Source organism: Cupriavidus plantarum (genome assembly GCF_905397285.1).
GTDB lineage: Bacteria > Pseudomonadota > Gammaproteobacteria > Burkholderiales > Burkholderiaceae > Cupriavidus > Cupriavidus plantarum.
Genome location: NZ_CAJPUX010000002.1, coordinates 1037392 through 1063105, shown reverse-complemented (window position 1 = coordinate 1063105; position 25714 = coordinate 1037392). Strand labels below are relative to the sequence as shown.

The 25714-nt window shown below is 66.8% G+C and carries 19 protein-coding genes; 12 read left to right on the top strand and 7 right to left on the bottom strand.

The features are described from left to right. Positions 1-204: 204 nt before the first annotated feature. On the top strand, positions 205-2028 hold the full coding sequence (locus KHP16_RS13500; protein ID WP_211960382.1) for a hypothetical protein: 1824 nt from the start codon (positions 205-207) through the stop codon (positions 2026-2028). Positions 2029-2062: 34 nt separating this feature from the next. Here KHP16_RS13500 and KHP16_RS13495 read toward each other — a convergent pair whose 3' ends face one another. Next, positions 2063-2968, bottom strand: a complete 906-nt coding sequence (locus KHP16_RS13495) for a VOC family protein (RefSeq protein WP_244835789.1) — start codon at positions 2966-2968, stop codon at positions 2063-2065. 255 nt (positions 2969-3223) lie between these two features. Between KHP16_RS13495 and KHP16_RS13490 the strand changes: the two genes are divergently transcribed. Beyond that, positions 3224-6148, top strand: a complete 2925-nt coding sequence (locus KHP16_RS13490) for an ATP-binding protein (protein ID WP_211960381.1) — start codon at positions 3224-3226, stop codon at positions 6146-6148. On the opposite strand, the gene KHP16_RS13485 is transcribed toward KHP16_RS13490, so the two are convergent. After that, on the bottom strand, positions 6097-6846 hold the full coding sequence (locus tag KHP16_RS13485; RefSeq protein WP_342344358.1) for a response regulator transcription factor: 750 nt from the start codon (positions 6844-6846) through the stop codon (positions 6097-6099). The genes KHP16_RS13490 and KHP16_RS13485 overlap by 52 nt on opposite strands. Positions 6847-7045: 199 nt before the next feature. Between KHP16_RS13485 and KHP16_RS13480 the strand changes: the two genes are divergently transcribed. Further along, positions 7046-8059 carry an aldo/keto reductase gene (locus KHP16_RS13480; RefSeq protein WP_109584379.1) on the top strand — a complete coding sequence of 338 codons (1014 nt, stop codon included), beginning with the start codon at positions 7046-7048 and terminating at the stop codon, positions 8057-8059. Between the two features lie 125 nt (positions 8060-8184). After that, positions 8185-9723 carry an ATP-binding protein gene (locus tag KHP16_RS13475; RefSeq protein WP_211960380.1) on the top strand — a complete coding sequence of 513 codons (1539 nt, stop codon included), beginning with the start codon at positions 8185-8187 and terminating at the stop codon, positions 9721-9723. Positions 9724-9776: 53 nt separating this feature from the next. On the opposite strand, the gene KHP16_RS13470 is transcribed toward KHP16_RS13475, so the two are convergent. Continuing rightward, the gene (locus KHP16_RS13470) at positions 9777-10559 is read right to left on the bottom strand and encodes an IclR family transcriptional regulator (RefSeq protein WP_109584381.1); all 783 of its coding nucleotides are present in this window, start codon (positions 10557-10559) and stop codon (positions 9777-9779) included. A 247-nt stretch (positions 10560-10806) separates the two neighbouring features. Here KHP16_RS13470 and KHP16_RS13465 point away from each other — a divergent pair, with 247 nt between their 5' ends. Genes KHP16_RS13465 through KHP16_RS13430 form a run of 8 tightly spaced genes read left to right on the top strand, consistent with a single transcriptional unit; the run spans position 10807 to position 20188 of the window. Next, positions 10807-12828, top strand: coding sequence for a hydantoinase/oxoprolinase family protein (locus KHP16_RS13465; RefSeq protein WP_109584382.1), 2022 nt, complete (start codon positions 10807-10809; stop codon positions 12826-12828). A gap of 2 nt (positions 12829-12830) precedes the next feature. After that, a complete protein-coding gene (locus tag KHP16_RS13460; RefSeq protein ID WP_115954529.1) occupies positions 12831-14465 on the top strand; it encodes a hydantoinase B/oxoprolinase family protein in 1635 nt (544 codons plus the stop codon). Positions 14466-14503: 38 nt separating this feature from the next. Continuing rightward, on the top strand, positions 14504-15748 hold the full coding sequence (locus KHP16_RS13455; RefSeq protein WP_179593643.1) for an ABC transporter substrate-binding protein: 1245 nt from the start codon (positions 14504-14506) through the stop codon (positions 15746-15748). Positions 15749-15772: 24 nt separating this feature from the next. After that, positions 15773-16549, top strand: coding sequence for an ABC transporter ATP-binding protein (locus tag KHP16_RS13450; protein WP_211960379.1), 777 nt, complete (start codon positions 15773-15775; stop codon positions 16547-16549). Position 16550: 1 nt separating this feature from the next. Continuing rightward, positions 16551-17294, top strand: a complete 744-nt coding sequence (locus KHP16_RS13445) for an ABC transporter ATP-binding protein (protein WP_211960378.1) — start codon at positions 16551-16553, stop codon at positions 17292-17294. 4 nt (positions 17295-17298) lie between these two features. Continuing rightward, positions 17299-18183 carry a branched-chain amino acid ABC transporter permease gene (locus tag KHP16_RS13440; protein WP_211960377.1) on the top strand — a complete coding sequence of 295 codons (885 nt, stop codon included), beginning with the start codon at positions 17299-17301 and terminating at the stop codon, positions 18181-18183. Between the two features lie 14 nt (positions 18184-18197). Then, a complete protein-coding gene (locus KHP16_RS13435; protein ID WP_244835788.1) occupies positions 18198-19226 on the top strand; it encodes a branched-chain amino acid ABC transporter permease in 1029 nt (342 codons plus the stop codon). A 17-nt stretch (positions 19227-19243) separates the two neighbouring features. Next, entirely contained in the window at positions 19244-20188 is a 945-nt protein-coding gene (locus KHP16_RS13430; RefSeq protein ID WP_109582834.1) for a LysR family transcriptional regulator, read from the top strand. 61 nt (positions 20189-20249) lie between these two features. Here KHP16_RS13430 and KHP16_RS13425 read toward each other — a convergent pair whose 3' ends face one another. From KHP16_RS13425 to KHP16_RS13410, 4 genes are all read right to left on the bottom strand, one after another. Next, positions 20250-21125, bottom strand: a complete 876-nt coding sequence (locus KHP16_RS13425) for a glycine betaine ABC transporter substrate-binding protein (RefSeq protein ID WP_211960376.1) — start codon at positions 21123-21125, stop codon at positions 20250-20252. 31 nt (positions 21126-21156) lie between these two features. Further along, positions 21157-22533: an aldehyde dehydrogenase family protein gene (locus tag KHP16_RS13420; RefSeq protein ID WP_211960375.1), complete on the bottom strand. Its 1377-nt coding sequence runs from the start codon at positions 22531-22533 to the stop codon at positions 21157-21159. A gap of 233 nt (positions 22534-22766) precedes the next feature. Next, a complete protein-coding gene (locus KHP16_RS13415) occupies positions 22767-24410 on the bottom strand; it encodes a UdgX family uracil-DNA binding protein (RefSeq protein ID WP_244835787.1) in 1644 nt (547 codons plus the stop codon). Beyond that, a complete protein-coding gene (locus tag KHP16_RS13410) occupies positions 24407-25654 on the bottom strand; it encodes a putative DNA modification/repair radical SAM protein (RefSeq protein WP_211960374.1) in 1248 nt (415 codons plus the stop codon). The genes KHP16_RS13415 and KHP16_RS13410 overlap by 4 nt, the downstream gene beginning before the upstream one ends. Positions 25655-25714 lie beyond the last annotated feature (60 nt).

Sequence of the window (25714 nt, the reverse complement as noted above, 5' to 3'; positions counted from 1 at the left end):
TGGGAATGTGCCGCGGGGGACATTCGCTGTCCGATGCGACGATAAGCGCCTGAGCAAGCTCACCGCGACCGGATTTACATAGGCGAATTGCTTCGTAGCACGGCTTCGCCATGGCATCGATCGCTTCGGCGCGCCCGGCGTGGAACGGACATCCGGCCACCTACGCTTGGCGCTCCTATCACCGAGCCTGAAGAGGTCAACACCATGACAAGCATCGAACTGCGCGACCGAGCCCACACTGTGCCGTACGCTGACGCCGATCGTCTGCCGGAGGACCGGCAAACGCCCTCGCCTTCCGTCTCCCCCACGCCGTCCCGCCGCCGGGCCGCAGCGGAGACCGGCTTGCCTGGGCAGCCGCCCGCGCGTACCGGTCACGGCGCGACCGACCGCGCCATCCCGCCCCGCCGGCCGCTTGCGCGGGCCCTCAGCGCGACGGCCAGTTACGCCGTGGAGAAGTTCCACCAGGTCGACGTCGTCAATGCCCTCGCGCCGCGTCAGGACCGCGCGTTCCGCGCGCAGATCGACCAGTCCAGGGACGAGGGGGACGAGGGGAACGATGCAGGGCATGCCGGCGCCGCGCTCACGACGCAGTTGCGCGAGCATCTGCGCGCCATCCGCGAGGACATCGCCGAGGGCCAGGGCACCGAGGCTGGATATCGGTACGACATTCCCGACGCCGCGCGCAACAGGGTGTTGCGCGATATCGCGCGTATCGAAACCAGCCTGGACGGACTGACGCAGGACAAGAGCGCCGCCGCCAGCATCGGACTCGCCGCCACGCGGCTCCTGCTCACGCCGCTGCCGTTGCTGCTGCCGCTGCTGTCGCATGAGCGGCAACGCAATGGCGTGGCCCTGATCGTCGCGTCGCTCTGCAAGACGTGGCTGATCGCGGCGGGGCTGTTCATGAACCCGACCGCCAACGGACGCGTCGTCGGGCAACATGTGCTGAACCGCGATCTCGCCAACAGCCTGCAGGCGGTCCTGCTGATCGCCAACATCGTGCCGACGAAGGGCGCGAAGGCCGTGTCCGAGAACGTCGCCTACAACGTCGTCGTCGGGGTGGCGGGTTTCGTCACGCTGATGGCGGCGTTCTATGGCGCGGCGGCGGCCACTTCGCAGTACGAACGCGTCCGCCACGGCGCGGCCAAACCGGGCTCGCTCGGCGCGTTTACGGCCCATCTATCGCAGGAGTCGCGCGACTTCCTCGAAGGCATGGCGACGCGCACCGCGTCGCAGTACAACGCGCTGCAGCAGGCGCGCAGCGCGTTCAAGGCGGGTGGGCAGAGACTGACGAATACCGCCGACTGGCATGTGAGCCAGGTCCTGGGCGGGCTCCAGCACCTCAAGGACGATATGCTTCGGCTCGCGGGCGTCCAGCAGCCGGCTGGCCTGGTCAGCCGCAATGAGGACAAGGTCAGCAAGGGCATCATGCTGGGCATCAGCGCGGCGGTGCTGTTCGCGCCGATCATTCCGGTCACGGGACTGGCGATCAAGCCCAGGCCGGAAACGATTCCGCTCGTCGACCTGCTGATCGACTACGCCTTCACGATGTTCCACATGGGCGCCATTTTCCGCAATCCCGGGGCGAGCGTGCAGCAGTCGCAGGATGCGTTCTCCCAATGGGTCGGCTTCAGCGGAGTGATGGCGTTCTGCTACGGCGCCAATGCGGCGCTCGGCGATCCGATCGCGAAGGATGACAAGGCCTGGGGCAAGTTCATCGCGGGGCTCTCGATCGCCAATACCACCGTGGCGACGCCCCTCGGCACGACGATGGCCGATGCCGTATCGCTGGTCTTCTCGCTATTGCGCCGGGGCGACCGCGACGGGGCGGGACGACAGCTCGCGGAAATCGGCGAAGCCATCATGGCGGCGCGGCCAGAGGCCCCGCAGCCCGAGGCTGACGATGCCGCGCGCATCGTCGAGCTGGACGAACCCGAAGTGCACGAACCCGAAGTGCACGAACCCGAAGTGCACGAACCCGAAGTCCCCGAACCTCAGGCCGCCGCGGAGACTTCGCGGCCAGTCTGAGGTCCACGCCGATCCGGCACGACGCAGTGGGCGGTCAGGTCCGATCGCCCACCGCGCGGCGGCGGGTCTCGTACGCGTTGCCGAACGTCTGCTTCGCCCGGCCGAGCACCTGTACAAACTCCAGTTGCTCGCCCTCGGGCCCCTTGCAGTAGATCAGCGCCCAGCCGTCCGACGGCCCTTCCGTGATGCGGTTGGTGTTGGTATCGACGGGCAGCGCCAGACGCTCCTGATCCGTGCGCGCTGTCACGATGCGGTTGGCCTTCACGTTGGTCATGCCGCGTCGCGCGGACTCCGCCTCCAGATCGCGCACGAACTGATTGAAGTCCACGTCGTCGCGGATGTAGAAGCAGATATGCATCGAGCGCGGATACGCGGGGCTCGTCAGGTCATGCGGCGGGGCGTAGCTGTCTCCACTGCCCTGCGGCTGCTCGCGATCGCGATACTGCAGCAGCTCCAGCACCACGTTGTCGAACTGGACGAACCGCACATCCAGCCGTTGCGCGCCGCTGCGCAGGTCGGGCACGCCGATCGCGCGCGGATTGACGTGCGCCTCCCGCGCGCGAATCTCTTCGGTCAGCAGCAGCGTATTCTGGATCTTTTCCCCGCTGAAGTTGCCATCGCGGAGGATCTCGGTGCCGCCGAGGACCTCGGTATAGAACGCGAACGCGCGATCCATGTTCTGGACCGTGAGCCCGAAATGCTGGACGCCGCGTAGCCGCGCGCCCAGTGATGTGCCTACCCCGGCGGCCACCCCCGCGCTCCCCCCCGCGCGCGGAGCCGGCTGGGCCGGCTGCGCCACTGCAGCGGTCGCGCCGGCCGCCAGCGCGCCGGCGATACCGCCCACGGACGCCAGGCCCGCGGCCCGCAGCAGGTCGCGGCGTCCCGCGTTGGGCAGCGCGCGAGCCTTGTCTTCGATGCACCCGTCGGGGCGCTCATTCACGCGCTCATTACCGTGCTCATTAACGTGCTCATTAACGTGCTCACCCACGCGCTCATTCACGCGCCCGGCGATGCGATCGATACTATCTTCGAACATGTTTTCTCCCATGCTTGAGGAACAATGCAACGGATCATGCTATCGGCTCGGGCGGCGCCTCACGCGTTAAGCGTCGTCAAATCCGGTGAACCCCAATGCATGTGAGGTATCCGCTATCATCGCGGCTTCCCGGATTCCATCGGACATTGACCAGAGACGGTGACTGAAGCGCAAACGACTCCCCACGAAGGTGCGGCGAACGCGGACGGCCAAGGGTACGGGTTCGGACGCTTTCGTCTGATACCCGGCCGGCAGCTTCTGCTCGACGGGGACACGCCCGTCCGCATCGGGGGACGCGCGCTGGAAATCCTCGCCGCGCTGGTCGAACGGCCGGGCGACCTCGTCAGCAAGGCCGATCTGATGGCGCGCGCGTGGCCCAACACGGTCGTCGAGGAGAGCAACCTCAAGGTCCATATGGCGGCGCTGCGGCGCGCGCTAGGCGACGGCCAGCCGGGACAGCGCTATATCGCAACCGTGATCGGACGCGGCTATCGCTTCGTGGCGCCCGTTGCCTGCACGATGTCGATGCAGCCCGGAGACATCGCCCCGCCGCGGCACAACCTGCCCGCGGTAACCACGCGCGTCATCGGCCGTGCCGACGCCATCGACGTACTGCTGACGCAATTGCGCGAGCGACGTTTCGTGACCGTGGTGGGCCCCGGCGGCATCGGCAAGACCACCGTCGCGCTCGCGGTAGCCGATGCCGTCATTGCCGGCGGCGGACGCGACCTCCCTGCCGAGGTGCGATTCGTCGACCTCGCGCCGTTATCGGACAGCCACTTCGTGGGCGGCACCATCGCGGCCGCGCTCGGGCTCTCGGTACAGGGCGAAGACGCGCTGCCGGCACTGGTCTCGTACCTGCGCGAACGGCCCACGCTGATCGTGCTAGATAGCTGCGAGCACGTGATCGACGCCGCCGCAGCGTTTGCCGAGCAGATCGTGTCCGGCGCGCCGGAGGCACGCATCCTCGCCACGAGCCGCGAGTCGCTGCGCGTCCGCGGCGAGGTCATCTACCGGCTGGCGCCGCTCGAACTCCCTCCAGTCTCTCCCCCCTCGCTTGTCTCGACGGCGCTGACGGCCGCGGAGGCGCTGGCCTACCCCGCCGTGCAGCTGTTCGTCGAACGCGCGGCCGAATGCGTGGATGGGTTCGAACTGCGCGATGCCGACGCACCGGGCGTCGCCGACATCTGCCGCAAGCTCGACGGCATCGCGCTGGCCATCGAACTGGCGGCGACGCGCCTCGATGCGTTCAGCATCCACGACCTGTCGATCCTGCTCGAGGACCGCCTGCGGCTGCTGTATCAGGACCGCCGCGGCACGCTGCCCCGCCATCGCACGCTGGCGGCCGCGCTCGACTGGAGCTACGAATACCTGCCGTTGCGGGAGCAGGCGCTGTTGCGGCGCCTGTCGGTCTGCATCGGCCCGTTCACGCGCGAAACGGCGGCCGCGCTCGGCGTGCTGGAGCCGGCCGACGGCCACCCCTCCGACGTCGTCGAAGCCATGGCCAACCTCGTCGCCAAGTCGCTGCTCGTGGCGGACGTGACCGGCCATTACGTGTATTACCGGCAGCTCGATACCACGCGCGCCTATGGGCAGCACAAGCTGCTCGCGTTCGGCGAATACGACCTCTGCGTGCGGCGTCATGCGGAACACCATCGCAACCTGCTGATCCGCGCCGCTGCCGAATGGGAAGCGCGCCCCACCGCCGCATGGCTGGCCGACTACGGAGGCAAGATCGATGACGTGCGCGCCGCCCTGCGCTGGGCGTTCTCGCCCGACGGGGACGCCGAACTTGGCATCTCGCTCACCGTGGCGGCCATTCCGCTGTGGATGCATCTGGCACTGTTCGACGAATGCCGGCAGGCCGCCGAGCGTGCGCTGGCCGTCGCCACCGCGCATGCCAGCGACGAGATGAAGCTCAACGCGGCACTCGGCGCGGCCCTGCTATATGTGCAGGGGCCCACCGTACAGACCGGCCGCGTGTGGACGCGCGCGCTCGCGCTCGCGGAACAGCTCGGCGACGGCGAGTACCAGTTGCGCGCGCTGTGGGGATTGTCCGTTTATCACACATACGTCGGCGAACACCGCATCGCGCTCGACCTGGCGGCACGCTTTCGCACGGTGGCCGGCGGCCAGGGCGACCGCGCCGCCCAGCTGAGCGTCGATCGCATGAGCGCGACGGCCTTACGGTATCTCGGCGAGCCCGAGCACGCGCGGCGCTATCTGGACCGCATGCTCGGCCAGTACGTGCCGCCTGTGCACCGCTCCCACATCGCGCGCTTCCAGCTGGACCAGCGCGCCGCGGCGCTCGGCACGCTGTCCAGCGTGCTATGGCTGCAGGGGTTTCCCGATCAGGCGATGGCCTCGGCGCGCCGCGCGCTGGACCACGCGCGCGACACGCACCACGCGCTCTCGCTGACGATCGCGCTGGTGCACGCGGTCTGCCCGGTCGCGCTGCTCGTCGGCGACCTCGAGACCGCAAGGCAGGCGCAGGCGACGCTCGCACAGCACCTCTCGCGGCAGCCGGTCACGTTCTGGAATGCACTGTGCACGGTGCTCGACGGCATGCTCAGGCTGCGTCAGCGCGATGTCACCGGAATTTGCGTGATGCGCGGCGGGCTCGATGCGCTCCAGGGCAGCGGCTTCCGGCTGCGCTACCCGGCCCACCTCGGCGTGCTGGCCGAAGGCCTGGGTGACGCGGAACGGTTCACCGAGGCGCATGCCGCCATCGACGAGGCGCTGTCATCGTCCGCGCGAACGGGAGAACGGTGGTGCCTGCCCGAGCTACTGCGCGTCAAGGGCAAACTGCTGCGCAGCGGCAATGCGGACGACGATGGAGCGGCCGCACACCTGCAACAGGCCGTGGACCTCGCGCGTCATCAGCATGCCTTGTCATGGGAGTTGCGCGCGTCGGTCGATCTCGCCCGGCTATGGGTGGATCAGGGCCGCGGCGCGGACGCGCTCGCCCTGCTCGCTGCCGTGCAGGGGCGTTTCACCGAAGGCTTTGCCACCGCGGATTATGTCGCCGCCGATTATGTCGCCGCCCGCGCGGCCGCGGCCGCGGCCGCGGCGAACGCGCCATAGCGTTCGGGAACGAGTTCCCGCTCGTCTTCCACGGCATCCGGCGGACAGAGCTCGAGCAGATCCACCATGCGCACGAGTTCCGCGAACGAGGCCGCCTGCATCTTCCGCATCGCCTGGCTGCGATGCATCTTGACCGTGGCTTCGCTGATGCCGATGCGCTCGGCCACCTGCTTGTTGAGCAAGCCGCGCGTCGCCAGCACCATGACCTCGCGCTCGCGCGGCGTCAGGGTATCCAGCCGTGCCCGGAGGTTGGCCATATGGCAGATCGAACGGTAGCGCTCCCGATCGACGTCGAGGCCCCGGTAGATTGCATCGAGCAGGTCCTGGTCGCGAAAAGGCTTGGCGATGAAATCGATGGCGCCCTCCTTCATCGCCGCGATGCCCATCGTGAAATCCGCATAGCCCGAAATGAAGACGATCGGGAGCGACCGCTCGGTGCGCGCGAGCTTCAATTGCAGCGAGAGGCCGCTGAGCCCGCGCAGGCGAACGTCGAGCACCATGCAGGCGGGGCTCTCGGGCGGCGTGACGGCCAGCGCTTCTTCGGCGGATGCGAACAGTTGGCAGCGCAGGCCGACCGAGCGCAGCAGATTGGAGAGCGCGATCCGCACGCCCGCGTCGTCATCGACGATCAGCACCGTGGCATCGTCGATGCACATCTCGTCGAGGGATGGATCAATCGCAATGGCAGGACTTTTCACGGGAACCCCTCTGGCTGACCTCGATACGGCCATACTAGGCCCAGACCGAAGCGCGATGCGTGAATGGCGGGTTAATCCTCGTGAAGGCCGTCAATTGAGACCGGATGAGACTCAACTCATCCACATTCCGTCTTGGACAGGCTCAAGTCCCCCACCTAGACTGCCCTTCATCCACTTCTTATCGAGAAACGAGATCATCATGAGTATCCGCAACACACTCGCCGGCCACGTGCTCGGCTTCGGCACCGCCCCGCTGGGCAATATGTTCCGCGCCATTCCCGAAGAGGAAGCCAGGGCCACCGTCGAGGCGGCCTGGAACCAGGGCGTGCGTTACTTCGACACCGCGCCGTTCTACGGCGCCGGCCTCGCCGAGATCCGTCTTGGCGAAGTGCTCGGGCAGTACAAGCGCGACGACTACGTGCTGAGCACGAAGGTCGGCCGCATCATCCTGGACGAGATCGAGGACGCCAGCGCCCGTTCGCTGGGCGAGAAGAGCGGCGTGTTCGCCGCTGGCCGCCCGAACAAGATCGTCAACGACTACTCGGCCGACGCCACGCTGCGCTCCATTGAGGACAGCCTGGAGCGCATGAAGACGGACCGCCTCGATATCGTGTGGATTCACGACATTGCACAGGATTTCTATGGCGACGAATGGCTGTCGTACTTCGAGGCGGCCCGCAAGGGCGCGTTCCGCGCGCTGACCCGTCTGCGCGATGAGGGCGTGATCAAGGGCTGGGGCCTCGGCGTCAACAAGGTCGAACCCATCGAACTGACGCTGGATCTGGGCGAAGCGCAGCCCGATGGCTTCCTGCTCGCCGGCCGCTACTCGCTGCTCGACCACGAGCGCGCCCTCCAGCGCGTGATGCCCAAGGCGGCCGAGCGCCAGACCGAGATCGTCGTCGGCGGTCCTTACAGTTCCGGCATCCTGGCGGGCGGCGCGCACTTCGAATACCAGAAGGCGCCGGCCGACATCATCGCCAGGGTCGAACGGATCAAGTCGGTCGCCCTGCGCCACGGGGTGAGCATCAAGGCCGCCGCGCTGCAGTTCGCGCTGGCCAATCCCGCGGTGGCCGCAGTGATTCCGGGCGCGAGCAAGCCTGAACGCATCGCCGAGGACGTGGCCGCCCTCGCCGAGGTCATCCCGGCCGACTTCTGGCGCGAGCTGCGTGCGGAACGGCTGGTGGCGGAGAACGCGCCGCTGCCCCTCGGCTAAGGATTTACCGCGATTTACCCGACTTAACCACGCGCGCGTCAACGGTCCGGTAAAACGGATGACATGCACTCGTCATCCGTAGCCGCCTCGCACCCGTCTACCCTTCGTCGCGAGAGACTCCCATCATGAGCGACATCTTCGTGTTCGGGCCCTATCGGCTCTACCCGCACGCACGCGTGCTCCAGCGCGACGGCACGGACGTCCCGCTGGGGAGCCGCGCGTTCGACATGCTCGTGGCCATGGTCGATCGGGCCGGCGAGGTGCTGTCGCATCGAGATCTCATGGCGATTGCGTGGCCGGACCTCGTCGTCGAGGATTCCAACGTGCGTGTGCAGATGGCCAACCTGCGTCGCAAGCTCGGTTGCGGCACCGAGGGCATCCGGTATATCGCCAGCATCGCGGGGCGTGGCTATTGCTTCGTCGCGCCTCTGCAATGCATTCCCACCGAACGGGTCACCACGCCGGTCCGCCGTATCGGCATGCCGCGCCCGCTGCCGCCGCCGCTCGCACGCGCCCTGGGTCGCGAGGAGCAGCTCGCCGAGCTCTCGGAGATGGTCGCCAGCCGCGGCTTCGTCACAGTGGTGGGTCCGGGCGGTGTCGGCAAGACCACGCTCGCGGTGCTCGTCGCGCATGCCATGCACGACCGTACCGATGCCACATGCTTCGTCGATCTCGGGATGGTGGAACATGGCGTGCTCGTGCTCGACCATGTCATCGCCGCCGTAGGGCTCCATGTCACGGGCGGCGACCGGCTCGAGGAGTTGCTGGCGTTCCTCGCCGGGAGGCGGATGCTGATCGTGCTCGACAACTGCGAGCATTTGATCGAATCCGTGGCATCGCTGGTCGAACAACTCGTCTCGCATGCGCCGTCCACTCGTTTGCTCGTCACGAGCCGCGAGGCGCTGCGCGTGCATGGAGAGTCGGTCTATCTGCTGCGGCCGCTCGGGTCGCCGCCGCATACGGGGCGGCTCACCGCCCGGCAGGCGCTCGCATGGCCGGCCGTACAGCTATTCATGGAACGGGCACTGGAAGGCGGCCATCATCCGCCGCTGAGCAACGAGCAGGCCGCCGTGGTGGCGGGCATCTGCCGGCGGCTCGACGGCAATCCGCTGGCCATCGAACTCGTGGCCAGCCGCGTCGGGCGGTATGGCATACAGGGCGTCGCCGATCTGCTCGGCAACCAGCTGGCGCTGCGGTGGCGGGGACGGCGCGATGCGGCACCGCGCCACCGCACGGTCGAGGCCATGCTCGACTGGAGCTGCAATCTCCTGCCGGTGCGGGATCGCATGGTGTTGTACCGGCTCAGCGTATTCACTGGCGAGTTTTCGCTCGACGCGGCGGTCGCCGTCGCGGCGGACGACCTGTGCACGACGGCCGAGGCCGCGGAGTCGATCGGCGACCTGATCGACAAGTCGCTGGTGACGGTGAACACCGTCGATGGGCGCACGCGGCTACGCTTGCTCGACACCACGCGCACCTACGCCGCGATGCGCCTGGACGAGGCGACCAGCGCCATGGCCATTGCCGCCGAACCGAGCGCCGCCGAACCCGTGGGCACCCTCCCCCTGGCGCCCGAACCGGCGTCCCCGTCCGTACTGTCCATCGCCGCGCCCGCACGGCTACCATCCCCGCTGCGCGTGACGACTGCCCCCCTCACGTCCTGACATCGGGCGCGCCTTAGTGGGCCTCAATGGGCCTCAGTGGTCCTCAGCTCGCATCAGTGCGCGCGCACGGCGTTGGTGATGGCGCCCGCGCATTCCCGGACCATGGGCCCCAGTTTCCCCAGGACCTCCTCGGCCGTCCAGCGGCTACCCGGCGCCACCACGTGCACCGCCGCCACCGCGCGGCCATCCTTGTTGTAGACCGGCGCGCCGACGTTGAGATGTCCGAGGTAGTACTCCTCGAAGTTGATCGAGTAGCCGCGCGCACGCCCCTCCAGCACGAGCTTGAAGATCTGCTCGCGATCGAGATTCGTGTGCGACGTCAGTGGCTTGACGTCCGACTCGCGCAGTAGCGACTGAATCTCGGCGTCCGGCAGTCCGGCAAGGTATGCGCGTCCCGCAGCCGTGCAATACATCGGCATGCGGCTGCCGATGGCCTGGTGCGCCACGATCGGCTTGCGGCTCGTGAACGACGCCACGTAAACCATGTTGAGCCCGCACGGTTCGGTGAGCGACACCGTCTCGTCGCACGTGCTGTTCATCGCGGAAAGGAACGGGTTCGCGCTGTCGATCAGCGTATTGGAGGCGACGTAGTTGCAGCCAATCTCCATCACCTTGTTGGCCAGTTCGTATCGCCGCGTATGCGGGTCCTTCGTGACGTAGCCCAGCGCCTCGAGCGTGAACACGATGCGCTGCGCGGAGCTGCGCGTGATGCCCACCATCTCCGCGATCTGGCCCAGGCTCATATGCCGGTTGCGGGCGCCGAACGCGGCCAGCACGGCGAGTCCCTTCTCGACCGACTGGTTGAACATCGGCGAATCCTTGAGATCGCTGTCCATGTGGCAACCCTTTTTCCGTAACAAATTAATCGATATGCGAACGCATATAAGCGTTTACCGAACGCCGACTTCTTCGTAGACTTTCCGTAATCGCTGCACAGACACAGTATATCGCATAGCGATTACCGTGTCGCACTTTTTTGTGCAAGCGCACCAGAACGGCGCCGGCGTCCGCACCAAAGCGTGCATCGGCAACATCGGCGACCGCTCGCACCGTCAATCGATCCGCAAGGAATGAGGAAACGCAATGAAAGTCGGAGTGGAAGTGGGAGGAACGTTCACGGACCTCGTCGCGCATAGCGGCGGACAGGTACGTGTCATCAAGGTGCCCAGCACGCCTTCGTCGCCGGACATCGGCGTCGTCAATGCGTTGCGCGCCGCGGGCATCGACTTTTCGCAGATCGAGGATTTCGCGCACGGCTCTACCGTTGCGACGAACGCCGTCCTCGAGCGCAAGGGCGGCAAGGTCGCCTTCGTCGCGACGGAGGGGTTCCGCGACATCCTGTTCCTGCAGCGTCATGATCGCCGTCAGATCTATGACCTGTTCTACAAGAAGCCCGCACCGCCGGTCGCGCGGCGTGCCTGCTTCGAGGCCCGCGAGCGGGTCCTGACCGACGGCACGGTCGAGCGCGCCCTTGACGAAGGCCGCTTCCGCGCCGAAGTGCTGCCGCTGCTCGAAGCCGGCGCCTACGATTCGGTCGCCATCTGCCTGCTCAACGCCTACCGCAATCCCGAACACGAACTGCGCCTCGCGCAACTGATCCGCGACGCCCTGCCGGGCATCGTGGTCACCTGCTCGCACCAGGTCGCCTGCGAATTCCGCGAATACGAACGCGCCAGCACCGCCACCCTGTCGGCCTTCGTGCAGCCCGTCATCGCCGGCTACCTCGGCCGCCTGACCGAGACGCTGACGCGCGAAGGCTTCCGCGGCCGCTTCTCGGTGATGCAGTCGAACGGCGGCCGCCTGCCGGCCGAAGCGATGCGCGAGAACGCCATCAGCGCCCTGTTCTCCGGTCCCGCGGCGGGCGTCGTCGGCGCCGTGCGCCAGGTCGTGCGCTCGGGCCATCGCAATATCATCACGTTCGACATGGGAGGCACGAGTTCCGACGTGTGCCTGGTGCAGGACGGCAAGCCGACGCTCGCGCCGGAAACCGAGATCGACGGCCTGCCCGTGCGCACGCCCGTGCTCGATATCGTGTCCGTCGGCGCCGGCGGCGGCAGCCTGATCTGGATCGACGACGGCGGCATGCTGCGCGTGGGTCCGGAAAGCGCAGGCGCGCAACCGGGCCCCGCCTGCTACGGCAAGGGCGGCACACAGCCGACCATCACCGATGCGCACGTCGTGCTCGGCACCGTGCGCCCGGAAGCGTTCCTGGGCGGCCAGATGTCGCTCGACGTCGCTGCCGCCCACCGCGCTTTCGACGCGCTGGCCGCGCACTTCAGGCTGCCCGTGGAGGCCGTCGCGTATAACGCAGTGCGTCTGTCCAATGCGAACATCGTCCGCGCCATCCAGCTGGTCTCGACCGAGCGCGGCCGCGACCCGCGCGACTATGTGCTCGTGCCGTTCGGCGGCGCCGGCCCGATGCAGGCGGCGCAGATCGCCGAGGAACTCGGCATCGACACCGTGGTGGCCCCGCCGAATCCCGGCGTCACCTCCGCTCACGGCCTGCTCGCCTCGGACTTTATCAAGTACGAGACGATGACGCACCGCGTGCAGGTGGCCGACGATACCTGCGAGGAACTGCGAAAGCGCTTCGCGGCCATGAAGCAGGACCTCGAAGCCCAGTTCCTTCGCATGTCGTTCGACCAGCCGCTGACGTTCGGCTTCACGCTCGAAATGCGTTACGTAGGCCAGGCCTTCGAAGTGCCGCTCGAACTCGACGCGGAAGCCCTCGCAAAACTCGATCGCGCGGGTCTGGAAGCGGCGTTCATCGACGCGCACCACCGTATCTATTTCCACAGCGACAAGTCGGGGCGCCCGATGGAAGTGGTCGCGCTGCGCGTCGGGGCCACGCTGACCGCGCCGCCGCTTGCCGCCACCTCGCAGAACACCGGCAGTGCCACCGCCGCCGCCGGAGAACCGGCGCTGTACGACGGTACGCAGTGGGCGCCCTGCGCGCGCCGTACCGTGACCGGACTCGCGACGGGCGGCCAATCGGTGCAGGGCCCCGCCGTGCTCGAGGACTACACCACCACGGTGCTCGTACCCGCTGGCTGGAAAGCCGCCGTCGATTCGCAATCCAACCTGATTCTCTCCAAGGAGGCCTGAGCATGCCGGTCAATCCGTTCGACAACGCAATCATCAGCCAGAGCATGCTCGCAGCCGCCCGCGAGATGGGCGTCAAGCTGATCCGTTCCGCGTATACCACCATCCTGCGTGAAGCCAGCGACGGCTCCGCCGCCATTGCTAACGTGCACGGCGACATCGTCGCGCAGGCCGAGCTGATTCCGATCCAGCTGGGTCCCATCGGCATGACGCTCAAGGCGCTGCTCAAGAAGCATCCGCCGGAGACGATCACGCCGGACGACTTCATGATCACGAACGATCCGTACTCCGGCGGCCAGCACCTGCCCGACGTGTACATCTTCTGCCCGATCTTCTATCAGGGCAAACTGATCGGCTTCGCGGCCAGCGTGGCCCATCAGATCGACTTCGGCGGCGGCGCGCCGGGCCTGGACCCCGGTGCGAGCGACATCTATCAGGAAGGCCTGCGCCTGCCGCTGACCAAATGGTCGAAGAGCAAGGACTGGGACGGCGGCCCGTTCGAGCAGCTCGTACGCGCCAACATCCGCGTGCCGGACCTCACCATCGGCGACATGAACGCGATGTTCGCCGCCAACGCCATCGCCAATGCCCGCGTCACGCAGCTCTGCGACAAGTACGGCGAAGCCATGGTCACGGAAGTCATGGCCGAGATGGTCAACTACTCGGAGCGCCGCTTCCGTGCCGCGATCCAGCAGGTGCCGGATGGCGTGTACTACGGCGAGGACGTGATCGACGACGACGGCGTCAGCGACGAGCCGCTGCTGATCAAGGCCAAGGTCACCGTGGCCGGCGACTCGATCGATATCGACTTCGACGGCAGCAGCCCGCAGGTGCGCCGCAACCTCAACTCGCCCTACTCGTGCACGGTGTCCGCGGCGGTGACGGTGGTCAAGTCCATCCTGACCTCTCCCGACATCCCGTTCAACGACGGCATCCTGCGCGCGGTCCGGATCTCGGCGCCGTACGGGTCGATCCTGAACCCGGCCCCGCCGTCGCCGGTGCGCGCGCGCCTGGAAGCGAACTACCGCATCTACAACGCCGTCATGCGCGCGTTGTCGACGGTGGTCCCGGAGAAGGTCATCGCCACGGGCTTCGACACGCTGACCGCCGCATGCTTCTCCATCCAGCGCGACGAGAGCTACAGCGTCTATCTTGAAATCTTCGGTGGCGGGTACGGCGGCTCGGAACACGGCGACGGTTGCGATGCGGTGGACTCTCCGCTCTCCAACTGCGCGAACACGCCGGCGGAAGCGCTCGACATGGAATACGACTTCTTCCGCCTGGAGCGTTATGCGCTGGAAGCGGACTCGTTCGGCACGGGCAAGCACCGTGGCGGTGCCGGCTTCAGCCGCGAATACTCGGTCCTCAAGGATGGCGTGGTATTTGCAATCTACGCGGACCGTCATCGTTATGCACCACGGGGGCTCTTCGGCGGCGAGGAAGGCAAGCGCGGCTACTGCGAGATCACGCGCAACGGTGTGACCGAGCGGCTGGCGTCGAAGTCGATGGTCACGCTGAACAAGGGAGATCGCGTGAAGGTGTTCATGGGCGGTGGCGGCGGTTACGGCGATGTGCGCGAGCGCAGCCCGGAACTGGTGGAAGCCGACATCTGTGACGGCATGGTAGCCGGCGCGCGCTGAGCCGCGTGACACTGGCACTCCTTGGGGGAATGGAAATCATGAAGAATCGTTTCAGTGCTGTGCTTTGCCAATCGATCGCGGCCTCCGCGCTGCTGTGCGCTGGCGTTGCCTTACCGGGCGCCGCGCAAGCGGAGATCTCCGACGGCGTGGTCCGCATCGGGCTGCTGACCGACATGTCGGGCGCGTTCTCGCAGTTCTCCGGCCAGGGTTCGGTCGTGGCCGCGCAGATGGCCATCGACGACTGTCTCGCCAAGGAGTGCAAGGGTCTGAAGATCGAGCTGCTGTCCGCCGACCACCAGAACAAGACCGACATCGCGCTGGCCAAGGCGCGGGAGTGGGCCGACGTCAACAAGGTGGATGCCTACGCCGACATGGTCAACTCCGCGGTGGCCCTGGCCATGGAAAGCCTCGCGGTACAGAAGAAGAAGGCCGCGCTGTTCGCGGGCGGTCCGGTGCGTATCACCAACGAAGACTGCCAGCCCGAATACGTGGTGCAGTGGATGTGGGACACCTACTCGCAGACCGCCGCGGCCATCAAGGGCATCGCGCAGGCCAAGCAGCGCTGGTACTTCATCACGGTGGACTACGCCTACGGCAACGCGGCCTCCGCCGAGGCGCGCAAGCAGCTGGAGGCACTGGGCGCACAGACCATCGGCGAGTCCAAGCATCCGCTCAACAGCAGCGACATGTCCTCGCAGATCATCGCCGCGCAGCAGTCCAACGCGGATGTGATCGCTTATGTCAACTCGGGGGCGGACTCGGCCAACGCCATCAAGACCGCGAGCCAGTTCAAGCTGGGCGCCAAGAAGATGCAGGCGGCGTTCTTCCCCACTGTCTACGAGATCAAGGGTATCGGTCTCGATCAGGCAAAGGGGCTGCGCTTCCCGGAAAGCTTCTACTGGGACATCGATGACGGCACGCGGCGCTTCAGCAAGCGGTTCATGGACATCTACAAGAAGGGTCCGCCGTCGCTGACGCACGCGGGGGTCTATTCGTCCGTGCTGCACTATCTGAAGGCCGTGGCGGCGAGCAAGTCCGATGACGCGCAGGTCGCCATCCGCGCCATGCACCAGATGCCGATTCAGGACGACGTGGTGCGCAATCCCAAGCTGCGTCCGGATGGCCGCATGGTGCACGACTACTACTACTTCCGCGTGAAGAACCCCGAGGAGTCGAAGGGGCCGTGGGACCTCTATGCCCTGGAGAAGACGCTGCCCGGCGACGACGTGTTCCTGCCGGCCAGCAGCAGCCAGTGCCGGGTCTTCAAGAACGCCTCGAAGTAGCCCGGCCTCAGGCTCGTACACGGCATGACTCCAGACGATCTGATACTCGAGACGCACGCGCTGACCAAGACGTTCAAGGGTTTTACCGCGGTCAGCGACGTGAACCTGCGCGTGAAGCGTGGTTCGATTCATGCCTTGATCGGCCCCAACGGGGCCGGCAAGACCACATGTTTCAACCTGCTGACGAAGTTCCTCGAACCGACAACGGGCACCATCCTGTTCAACGGCATCGACATCACGCGCGAGAAACCCGCGCAGATCGCGCGCCGCGGCGTGATCCGCTCGTTCCAGATCTCCGCCGTGTTCCCGCACCTCACGGTGCGCGAGAACGTGCGCATCGGTCTGCAGCGGCAGCTCGGCACCGCGTTCCAGTTCTGGCGCAGCGAGCGTTCGCTCGACGCGCTGAACGGCCGCGCGATGGCGCTGCTCGAGCAGGTGGGCCTCACCGAGTTCGCGGAAACGGTCACGGTGAACCTGCCGTATGGCCGCAAGCGCGCGCTCGAGATCGCCACCACGCTCGCGATGGAGCCTGAGCTCATGCTGCTGGACGAGCCCACGCAGGGCATGGGCCACGAAGACGTGGACCGCGTGACGCAGCTGATCAAGAAGGTCTCCGTGGGCCGCACCATCCTGATGGTCGAGCACAACATGAACGTCGTGTCATCGATCGCGGACAAGATCACCGTGCTGCAGCGTGGCGCGATTCTCGCCGAGGGACCGTACGCGGAGGTATCGAAGGACCCGCGCGTGATGGAAGCGTACATGGGCACGGCGGACGCCGAACTGCAGGGGGCACATTGAGATGACATCCACTAGCCCCGCCCTCGAGATCCAGGGCTTGCACGCCTGGTACGGCGAATCGCACATCCTGCACGGCGTGGATCTCACCGTGCAGCGCGGCGAAGTTGTTACGCTGCTGGGCCGCAACGGTGCGGGCCGCACCACCACCATGCGCGCGATCATGGGGTTGACCGGTGCGCGCAAGGGTTCGATCCGGATCGACGGCCACGAGACCATCGGGCTGCCCACGCACAAGATTGCGCACTACGGCGTCGGCTACTGCCCCGAAGAACGGGCCATTTTCTCGAGTCTTTCATGCGAGGAGAACCTGAGACTGCCGCCCTCACTGAAGCACCATCAACGGGCGGCAATAAAGGAGGGCATCAAGGAGGGCATGACAGAGGCCGAGATCTACGAGATGTTCCCGAACCTCGCCGAACGCCGGCAGAGCCAGGGCACGCGACTCTCGGGCGGCGAACAGCAGATGCTCGCCGTCGGCCGCATCCTGCGCACGGGCGCGAACCTGCTGCTGCTCGACGAGATCTCGGAAGGCCTTGCGCCCGTCATCGTGCAGGCGCTCGCGCGCATGATTCTCACGCTCAAGAAGAAGGGCTACACGGTGGTGATGGTGGAGCAGAACTTCCGCTTCGCCGCGCCGCTCGCGGACCGCTTCTACGTGATGGAGCACGGCGCCATCGTCGAGCGCTTCGCGGCCAGCGAGCTCCAGGCCCGGATGCCCATTCTCAACGAACTGCTGGGGGTCTGACACGATGGATGTCTTCGGTTACCCGCTGCCCGCGCTGCTGTCCCAGCTGCTGCTGGGCCTCGTCAATGGCGCGTTCTACGCGATGCTGAGTCTCGGGCTCGCCGTGATCTTCGGCCTGCTCAACGTGATCAACTTCGCGCACGGGGCGCTGTTCATGCTCGGTGCCGTGCTCGCGTGGGCCGGCATGGAGTACGCGGGCCTGAGCTACTGGGTGATGCTGTTGCTTTCGCCCATCGTTGTCGGCGCGCTCGGCGTGATCATCGAGAAGACGATGCTGCGCTGGATCTACAAGCTCGATCACATCTACGGCCTGCTGCTGACACTCGGCATCACGCTCGTGATCGAAGGCGTGCTGCGCTCGATCTACGGTGTGTCAGGCCTGCCGTACTCGCCGCCGGAAGCGCTGCAGGGCGCGACCGATCTCGGCTTCATGATCCTGCCGAACTACCGCGGGTGGGTCGTGGTGGCATCGCTGATCGTCTGTATCGCCACGTGGTACGTGATCGAGAAGACCAAGCTGGGCGCATATCTGCGTGCCGGCACGGAAAATCCCAAGATGGTCGAGGCCTTCGGCATCAACGTGCCGCTGATGGTCACCCTGACCTATGGCTTCGGCGTCGCGCTGGCCGCGTTCGCGGGCGTGCTCGCCGCGCCGGTGATCCAGATCTCGCCGCTGATGGGCCAGAACCTCATCATCGTCGTGTTCGCGGTGGTCGTGATCGGCGGCATGGGCTCGATCATGGGTTCGATTCTCACGGGTCTGGGCCTCGGCGTCATCGAGGGCCTGACCAAGGTGTTCTATCCCGAGGCGTCGGCCACGGTCGTATTCGCGATCATGGCCGTCGTGCTGCTCGTTCGACCCGCCGGCTTGTTCGGCAAGGAAAAATAGGCCGGATCCTCAACGTGAACAAGACCCCCCTCACCTATCTCCCTTCCGCGGCGATCCTCGCCGTCATCCTGATCGCCCCATTTGCCGGCGTCTATCCGCTGTTCGTGCTCAAGGTGCTGTGCTTCGCGCTGTTCGCGAGCGCGTTCAATCTGCTCATCGGTTATGCGGGGCTGCTCTCGTTCGGCCATGCTGCGCTGTTCGGCGGGGCGGGCTACATCGCGGGTCATGCGCTCAAACACTGGGGCATCACCCCGGAGCTGGCGTTGCTCGTGGGTACGCTTGCGGGCGCGCTGCTGGGCGCCGGCATGGGCGCGCTGGCCATTCGGCGCCAGGGCATCTACTTTTCGATGATCACGCTCGCGCTCGCGCAGATGCTGTACTTCGTATGCCTGCAGGCGCCGTTCACGGGCGGCGAGGATGGCCTGCAGGGTGTGCCGCGCGGCAACCTGTTCGGCGTGCTGCCGCTCGACGACGACCGCGTGCTGTATTACGTGGTCGTGGCGATCGTCGCGGCCGCGTTCGGACTGCTTGGTCGTATCGTCGCCTCGCCGTTCGGGTCCGTACTCGCCGCCATCAAGGAGCACGAGCCGCGCGCGATCTCCCTGGGCTATGACGCGGACCGCTTCAAGCTGATCGCCTTCGTGCTGTCGGCCGCGATCTCCGGTCTTGCCGGATCGCTCAAGGTGCTGGTACTCGGCTTCGAGACGCTGACCGATGTGCACTGGTCGATGTCGGGCACAGTCATCCTGATGGCGCTGCTCGGTGGTATCGGCACACGTTGGGGTCCCGTGCTCGGCGCGCTCGTTATCGTCACGCTCGAGACGCGCATCGGCGACATCGGCGCCTCGCTCGCATCGCTTACCGGCATTCCCGCATTCCAGTCGCTAGGCGAATCGGTCACGATCGTCAGCGGCCTGCTGTTCGTTGGCACCGTGATGTTCCTGCGCGGCGGCCTGATCTGCGCGCTTGCGCCACTTGCGCGCACCACGCGCGTCATGCAGTTGCGGCGCGTCGCCGCTCGGGACAAAATGCAGGGGACTTGAAACACAGGAGTACCCGCATGCTGGATATCCGCCAACTTCACTACTTCGTGGCGGTCGCCGAGGACGAGCACGTCGGCCGCGCCGCCGAACGGCTGCATATTTCCCAGTCCCCGCTGAGCCGGCAGATCGCGCAACTCGAGGAGAAGCTGGGCCTCGTGCTGTTCGAGCGCGCGCAGCAGCGCATTCGCCTCACGCGCGACGGCCGCGTGTTCCTTGCGGAGGCGCGCGCCTTCCTCACGCACGCGAGCCGGCTGGAATCGCTCGCGCGCCGGCTCGGCAGCGGCGACGAAGGCGGCCTCTGCATCGGCTACCTCGAATATGCGATGCATTCGGGCGTGCTGCCCAATGCGTTACGGCAGTTGCGCGAGACGCGCCCCGCCGTGCATATCGCGCTCTATAACCAGCAGTCCTCCGCGCAGCTCGAAGGGCTGCGTCAGCGCAGCCTCGATATCGCGCTGGTGTGCGAACCCCCTGCCGCCGACGATGCCGACCTCGACGCGGCGCAGGTCCTCAACGATCCGATGCTGCTGGCGCTGCCGGCCTCTCATCCGCTGGCGCATGCAACGCAGTTCACCCCCGACGACCTCGCGGCGCAGGATTGGATCGGCGTGATGCACAAGGAGAGCGTGCTGCGGCACGACACGTTCATCGCCGCGTGCGCGCGGGCGGGCTTTACGCCGACGATCAAGATGGAAGCGACGGAGCCGCTGGCGGCGCTGGGCCTCGTGGCGGCAGGCCTTGGCGTGACCACGATCCAGCAGAGCCTGCGTCATCAGGCGCCCGATGGCGTGGTGCTGCATGAACTGCCGTGGTTCTCCTATCGCACGCCGCTGTGGGCGGCATGGCATCGCGTGAACCTGCGGCCGCTCGTCGAATCGTTCCGCAAGACGCTGCTCGATGTGAGCAGCGCGCGCGCCGCGGCCACCGAGGCGCTCGAGGCGGCCATCGCCAGCGCCGCCTGACCGCCGACACCGGCTATTCCCCGCCTTGTTGCGCCCCTTGTTGCGCCCCTGGTTGCGTCCCTTATTGCGCGAACCAGGCCTTCACGATGTCCGGGTTCGCGCGCATCCAGTCGCGCGCGACCTGCGCGGACGGCCTCTTCTCCACGACGATCTGCCGCTCCAGCTCCGTCACCACGGGAATGCCGAGCTGCACGCGCGACAGCACCGTGCGCGTACGCGCGGGCCACGTTTCCCAGGCCGTCTTGCGCACGACGACCACCGCGCGGTCGGTGCCGAACACGCCTTGCGGCTCCTCCAGGACGCGCACCGGATAGACCGCGTTCAGATACTGCGGTTGCCAAAGCGGCATGACCATCCATTTGCCCGATGCCGTCGCATCGCCAAGGCGCCTGGCCCATTCCGGCGCCGGCGCGATGCCGAGCTTGTAGCCGGCCGCCTCCAGCCCATAGCGCTTCATGATCTCGCCGGAGCCCACCATCAGACCCGATCCCGGTCCCACGCCGACGATGTCCTTGTCCATCCGCGCGGCCACGTCGGGCTTGCGCAGGTCGTCGACCGAACGCACCGCGGACACGGGCACATGCGCGGGCACGGCCCAGTAGAGCTTCGCGTTCTCGTATAGCGTGGTCGCCTCCACGAGCTGGTCTGCCAGCGGCGCCTGCAGCCTGCCATGCGCATTCGGCAGCCACGATGCGACGAGCATGTCGACCTCGCCCTTGCCGAGCCGTTCGTAGATCGTCGGGTGATTGCCTTCGGACACGGTGACCTTGTGGCCGAGGTCTTCGAGCACGGCCTGCACCACGGCGCCCGTGGCGACGTAGAAGGTCAGGTTGATCTGGCCCATGGTGACGGGTGCCGCCTGTTGCGCGTGGGCCGGTCCCAGCGGTCCGGTACATAGAACGAGAGCGGTCAGCGCCCGCACAGCGTGTTTCAACATCGATGGTTCTCCTGCGTGAGTCTTTGAAAATTCAGGACTTGAAGACGATCATCTTCTCTTCGGTCATCTCGTCGACGGTCCACGGAATGCCGCCGATGCCGTAGCCGGATTCGCGGCGGCCCGCAAACGGCATCCAGTCCGTGCGGAACGCGGTGTGGTCGTTGATCATGACGGCCGAGGCGTCGAGGCGTTCCGCGGCATCGAGCGCGACGCGCAGGTTTTCCGTGAACACGCTCGCCTGGAATGCAACGGGGAGCGAATTGGCCGATTCGATAGCCTCGTCGATGTCCTTGTACGCATAGATGCAGGTCAGCGGGCCGAAGACTTCGAGCGTGGACACCTTGGCATGCCGGGGCGGCTCGACCAGCACCGACGGCTTGAGCGTCGTTTCGCTCAGGCTGCCGCCGCCGAGCTGGCGCGCGCCCCCGGCCACCGCTTCAGCAATCCAGCTCTGCACGCGCGCGGCTTCCTTTGGCGTGATCAGGGGGCCGACCTCGGTCTCCGCGAGCGTCGGATCGCCGACCTTCAGTTGCGCGACCCGCGCCGCAAAGCGTTCGGTGAAAGCGTCGGCCCGATCGGCATGCACGTAGATGCGCTGGGTCGAGACGCAGACCTGCCCAGCGTGGTAATAGCCGCCCTTGACCAGCGGCTCGACGATCTTGTCGAGATCGGCCGAGCGGTCGATGATCGCCGGCGCGACACCGCCATGCTCGAGGGCGCATCGCGCGCCCGGGGCGAGTTTGGATCGCAGATACCAGCCCACGCGGGCGGAGCCGATGAAGCTCAGGAACGCGACGCGTGGATCGGTCACGAGCCGCTCGGCCAGATCGGTGGATTCCGGCACGAAGGTTTGGCACCAGCCATCGGGCAGGCCCGCCTCGCGCACGAGCTCGGCAAAGCGCAGGCACGAGAGCGGCGTGGGGCCGGCGGGCTTGATGATGACGGGGCACCCCGCGACGATCGCAGGCACGATCTGATGCACGACAAGGTTCAACGGATGGTTGAACGCGGAGATCGCGGCCACCACGCCGATCGGCTCGACGATCGTGAACGCGCGCCGGGCGTCGCTCGCGCGGGTCAGGCCCATCGGGATCTCGCGCCCGGCCTTCGTGCGCAGCACGTCGACGCCATTGCGTACGCCGTCGATCGCGCGATCGGTTTCGACGAGCGCATCGGTCAGCGGCTTGCCGCCCTCCCGCGCGATCTGCATGCCCAACGCATCGCGTTCGGCCGCCATCAGCGCGGCGAGCCGTTCCAGGATCGCCATCCGCTCGTGCACGGGAATCCATGCGGTGCGGTCGCGGAACAGCCGCCGCGCGGTCACGAGCTTGCGCTCGAGCGCGGCGGCGTCGTCGCTCTCGATGTCCGCGATGGGCTTGCGGTCGAACGCCTGCACAACTTCGATCATGTCCGGACTCCTCGTTCGTGGGGATCACATGGGGCTCGCATCGGTATCACCCTAGACGCTAGCAGTCCGGACGGCCCGGCGTGGTTAAACCCTGTGAAATCGTGCTTGGGTGCCTGCATTCGTGGCAGCATCCGGGTCCACCATCGCCATCTGTCCGCATACCCATTCTGGTGGGGCCGCCGGCATTCCGGAAATTTATTTCCGTAATCGAAGATATTCGACGGGGAAATGACTCAGCCGGCCGCGAGCCGGCGCGCGCACGCCATGGCGGCTTCGATCGCGGCGGCGATCTTTTCCGGCGCGCCCGGTTCGCGCGCGCGCAGCGCATACGACGGGTGCCAGGTGGCCACAAGCCACGTGCCGTCGTCCGTACGCACGGGCGTGTCGAGGTAATCGCGCAGTTCCGCCTTGTGCCCAAGGATCGCGCGCAGCGCCGTGGCGCCCAGCGTGACGATGACCGCCGGCCGCACAGTCGCGCGCTCCTGCTCGAGCCAATGAGCGCAGGCGTCAACCTCCCGCTGCGCCGGAGTCTTGTGCAAGCGGCGCTTGCCGTTCGCGACCCATTTGAAGTGCTTCACCGCGTTGGTCATGAAGACCGACTCTGGCGCCACCCCCGCGCGGCGCATCGCGTCGTGGAGCACCTTGCCGGCCGGGCCGACGAAGGGGCGCCCGGCCAGGTCTTCCTGATCGCCGGGCTGCTCGCCCACGAGCATGATGCGCGCCGACGCCGGACCGAGACCCGCGACGGCCTGCGTCGCATGTTCCCAGAGCTCGCAGCGCCGGCACTGGTCGAGCGACGTCGGGGCCGCGCGCTGCGGCAGCGCCTGTTCCGCTTCAACGGCCACCTGCTTCCCGCGCATCGTCCCGACGGTGCTGGCTTGCGCCACGCGGCGGGCGCCGTTGCGGGCTTCGGCGACCATGCCGGGAATCAGCGCGCCCTCGGGGAGGCCTTTCCAGAACCGCACGGGCATGTGCTGATGCAGCGCGGCCTCGTTGATGCGGGCGGGGTTGAACGTGCTGCGGTAGTAGGCGAGCCAGAGCGGCTCGGCGCGGTCTCCTTTTGCGGCGGAGCGCATGGCGGCGGCGTTCGAGGCACCAGTGTCTTCGGGCGCGGCCGATAGCTGCATCGACTGGCCGTTCCATAAAGCCGCGCCTTGTGGCGTGCCGATCCACCACGAGGCGGTGCCCATGCGTTTGGCGAAGTGCTCGGCGGCTTCCCCGAGTACGTCGTGGTCGGGCTCGTACCACGCGACGAACTGCGGGAGATCGCCCGCGACTTCGCCCGCGGCGATGGCGTCGGCTTCGGGCCCGGGGGGCGGGCCGCCGACCTCGCGAAAACGGACGTACGCGATCATGTCGTGCATCGCGCGGCGGACGGATTTCGCCATCGCATGCAGGCGTGCGCCGTCCTCGTCGGCGGCCGAGGCGACGGCACGGTCGCCTGCCTGCCAGCGCCAGAGCACGCGGTACAGGAAGGCCCACCGCTCCGCCGAGCGGAAACGCGCCGCATCGCGCAGCAGTTGTGCGAGGGCTTTGGAGATGCGGACCTGCGGGGCGGGCGGCGCGGGTGCGCCCGTGTCCGCAATAGCGTCTGACTTCGCGTCGGCGTCGGCGTTGGCGTCGGCGTTGGCGTTGGCGTTGGCGTGGGCGTTGGCGTGGGCGTTGGCGTTGGCATTGACGTCATCCCACAGCGCCGCCGGCGCGTCGCCGAGCGCGAGTTGTTCCATGGCTGTCGCCCGGCCGGGCCCGCGTTCGATCCACGTGACCGTTTCCGGCGCCCACCGCGCGGCGAGCGCGCGCAGCGCCTGCTCGCGCCAAGCACCATAACCGCCGTCGACCGCGCACTCGACGACGAGCGTGCGCGTCGCCATGGTCATAACAAGACGAGCTGCTGCTGCGCCGGCTGCTGCGCGTGTTTGTCGATCTTCCCCAACGCGCGCCGAAGCTGCTCCGACGTCGGATCCGCCAGAGAAGGCTTGTAGTCCTGCACCACGATGAACGGCTTGACCGTATCCATCGCGCACCGCAACCGCACGAGATCCTGATATCGCACCGCGCGCAGCCGACGAAGCTCCGCGATCCGCTTCGCATTCCGCATGCCGATACCCGGCACGCGCGCAATCATCCGCTGCGGCGCGCGATTGAGATCCACGGGAAACGACTCCCGATGCGCCAACGCCCAGGCCAGCTTGGGGTCGATATCGAGCGGCAGGTCGCCATCCTTCTGGAACAGTTCCTCGGCCCCAAACCCATAGCCGCGCAACAGAAAGTCCGCCTGATACAGCCGATGCTCGCGCAACAGCGGCGGCGCCTTGGCCGGCAGACCGTTGGGACTGTCCGGAATCGGACTGAACGCCGAGTAATAGACACGCTTGAGCTTGTACGCGCCATACAGCGTCTGCGCCGTCTGCAGGATCGTCCGGTCGTCCGCTTCATCCGCGCCGACGATCATCTGCGTGCTCTGCCCCGCCGGCGCCCTCACCGGCGCGTGATGCGGCGCGCGTGTCTCGTGCTCGGCTTCTTCCTGCGCCAGCCGGATCGTGCCCATCGCGCGCTTGATCGTATGCGCGTTCTTCTCGGGCGCAAGCCGCTGCAGCCCGCCATCCGTGGGCAGTTCGATATTCACGCTGAGCCGGTCGGCATGACGGCCTGCCGCGTCGATCAGCTTCGGATCGGCGTCGGGAATCGTCTTCAGATGGATGTAGCCGCGAAACTGATGATCCTCGCGCAGCGCGCGTGCGACCTCGACCAGTTGCTCCATCGTGTAGTCGGCGCTGCGGATGATCCCCGAACTCAGGAACAGCCCGTCGATATAGTTGCGGCGATAAAAATCGAGCGTCAGGTCGACAACCTCGCTCGGCAGAAATCGCGCCCGCGGCACATTGCTGGACCGCCGGTTCACGCAATATTGGCAATCGTACTGGCAGAAATTGGTGAGCAGGATCTTGAGGAGCGAGACGCAGCGCCCGTCCGGGGTGAAGCTGTGGCAGATCCCCGCGCCCGTACTGGCGCCCAGACCTTCACGTCCCTTCGAGTCGCGTTTGGGCGCGCCGCTACTCGCGCAGGAGGCGTCGTACTTGGCGGCATCCGCCAAAATTTCGAGCTTTGTCAGCAGTTCCATGGGGCTGCAACCGGATACTGTATGGATATACAGTATTCTACGCGGAAGCCTCCGACATGC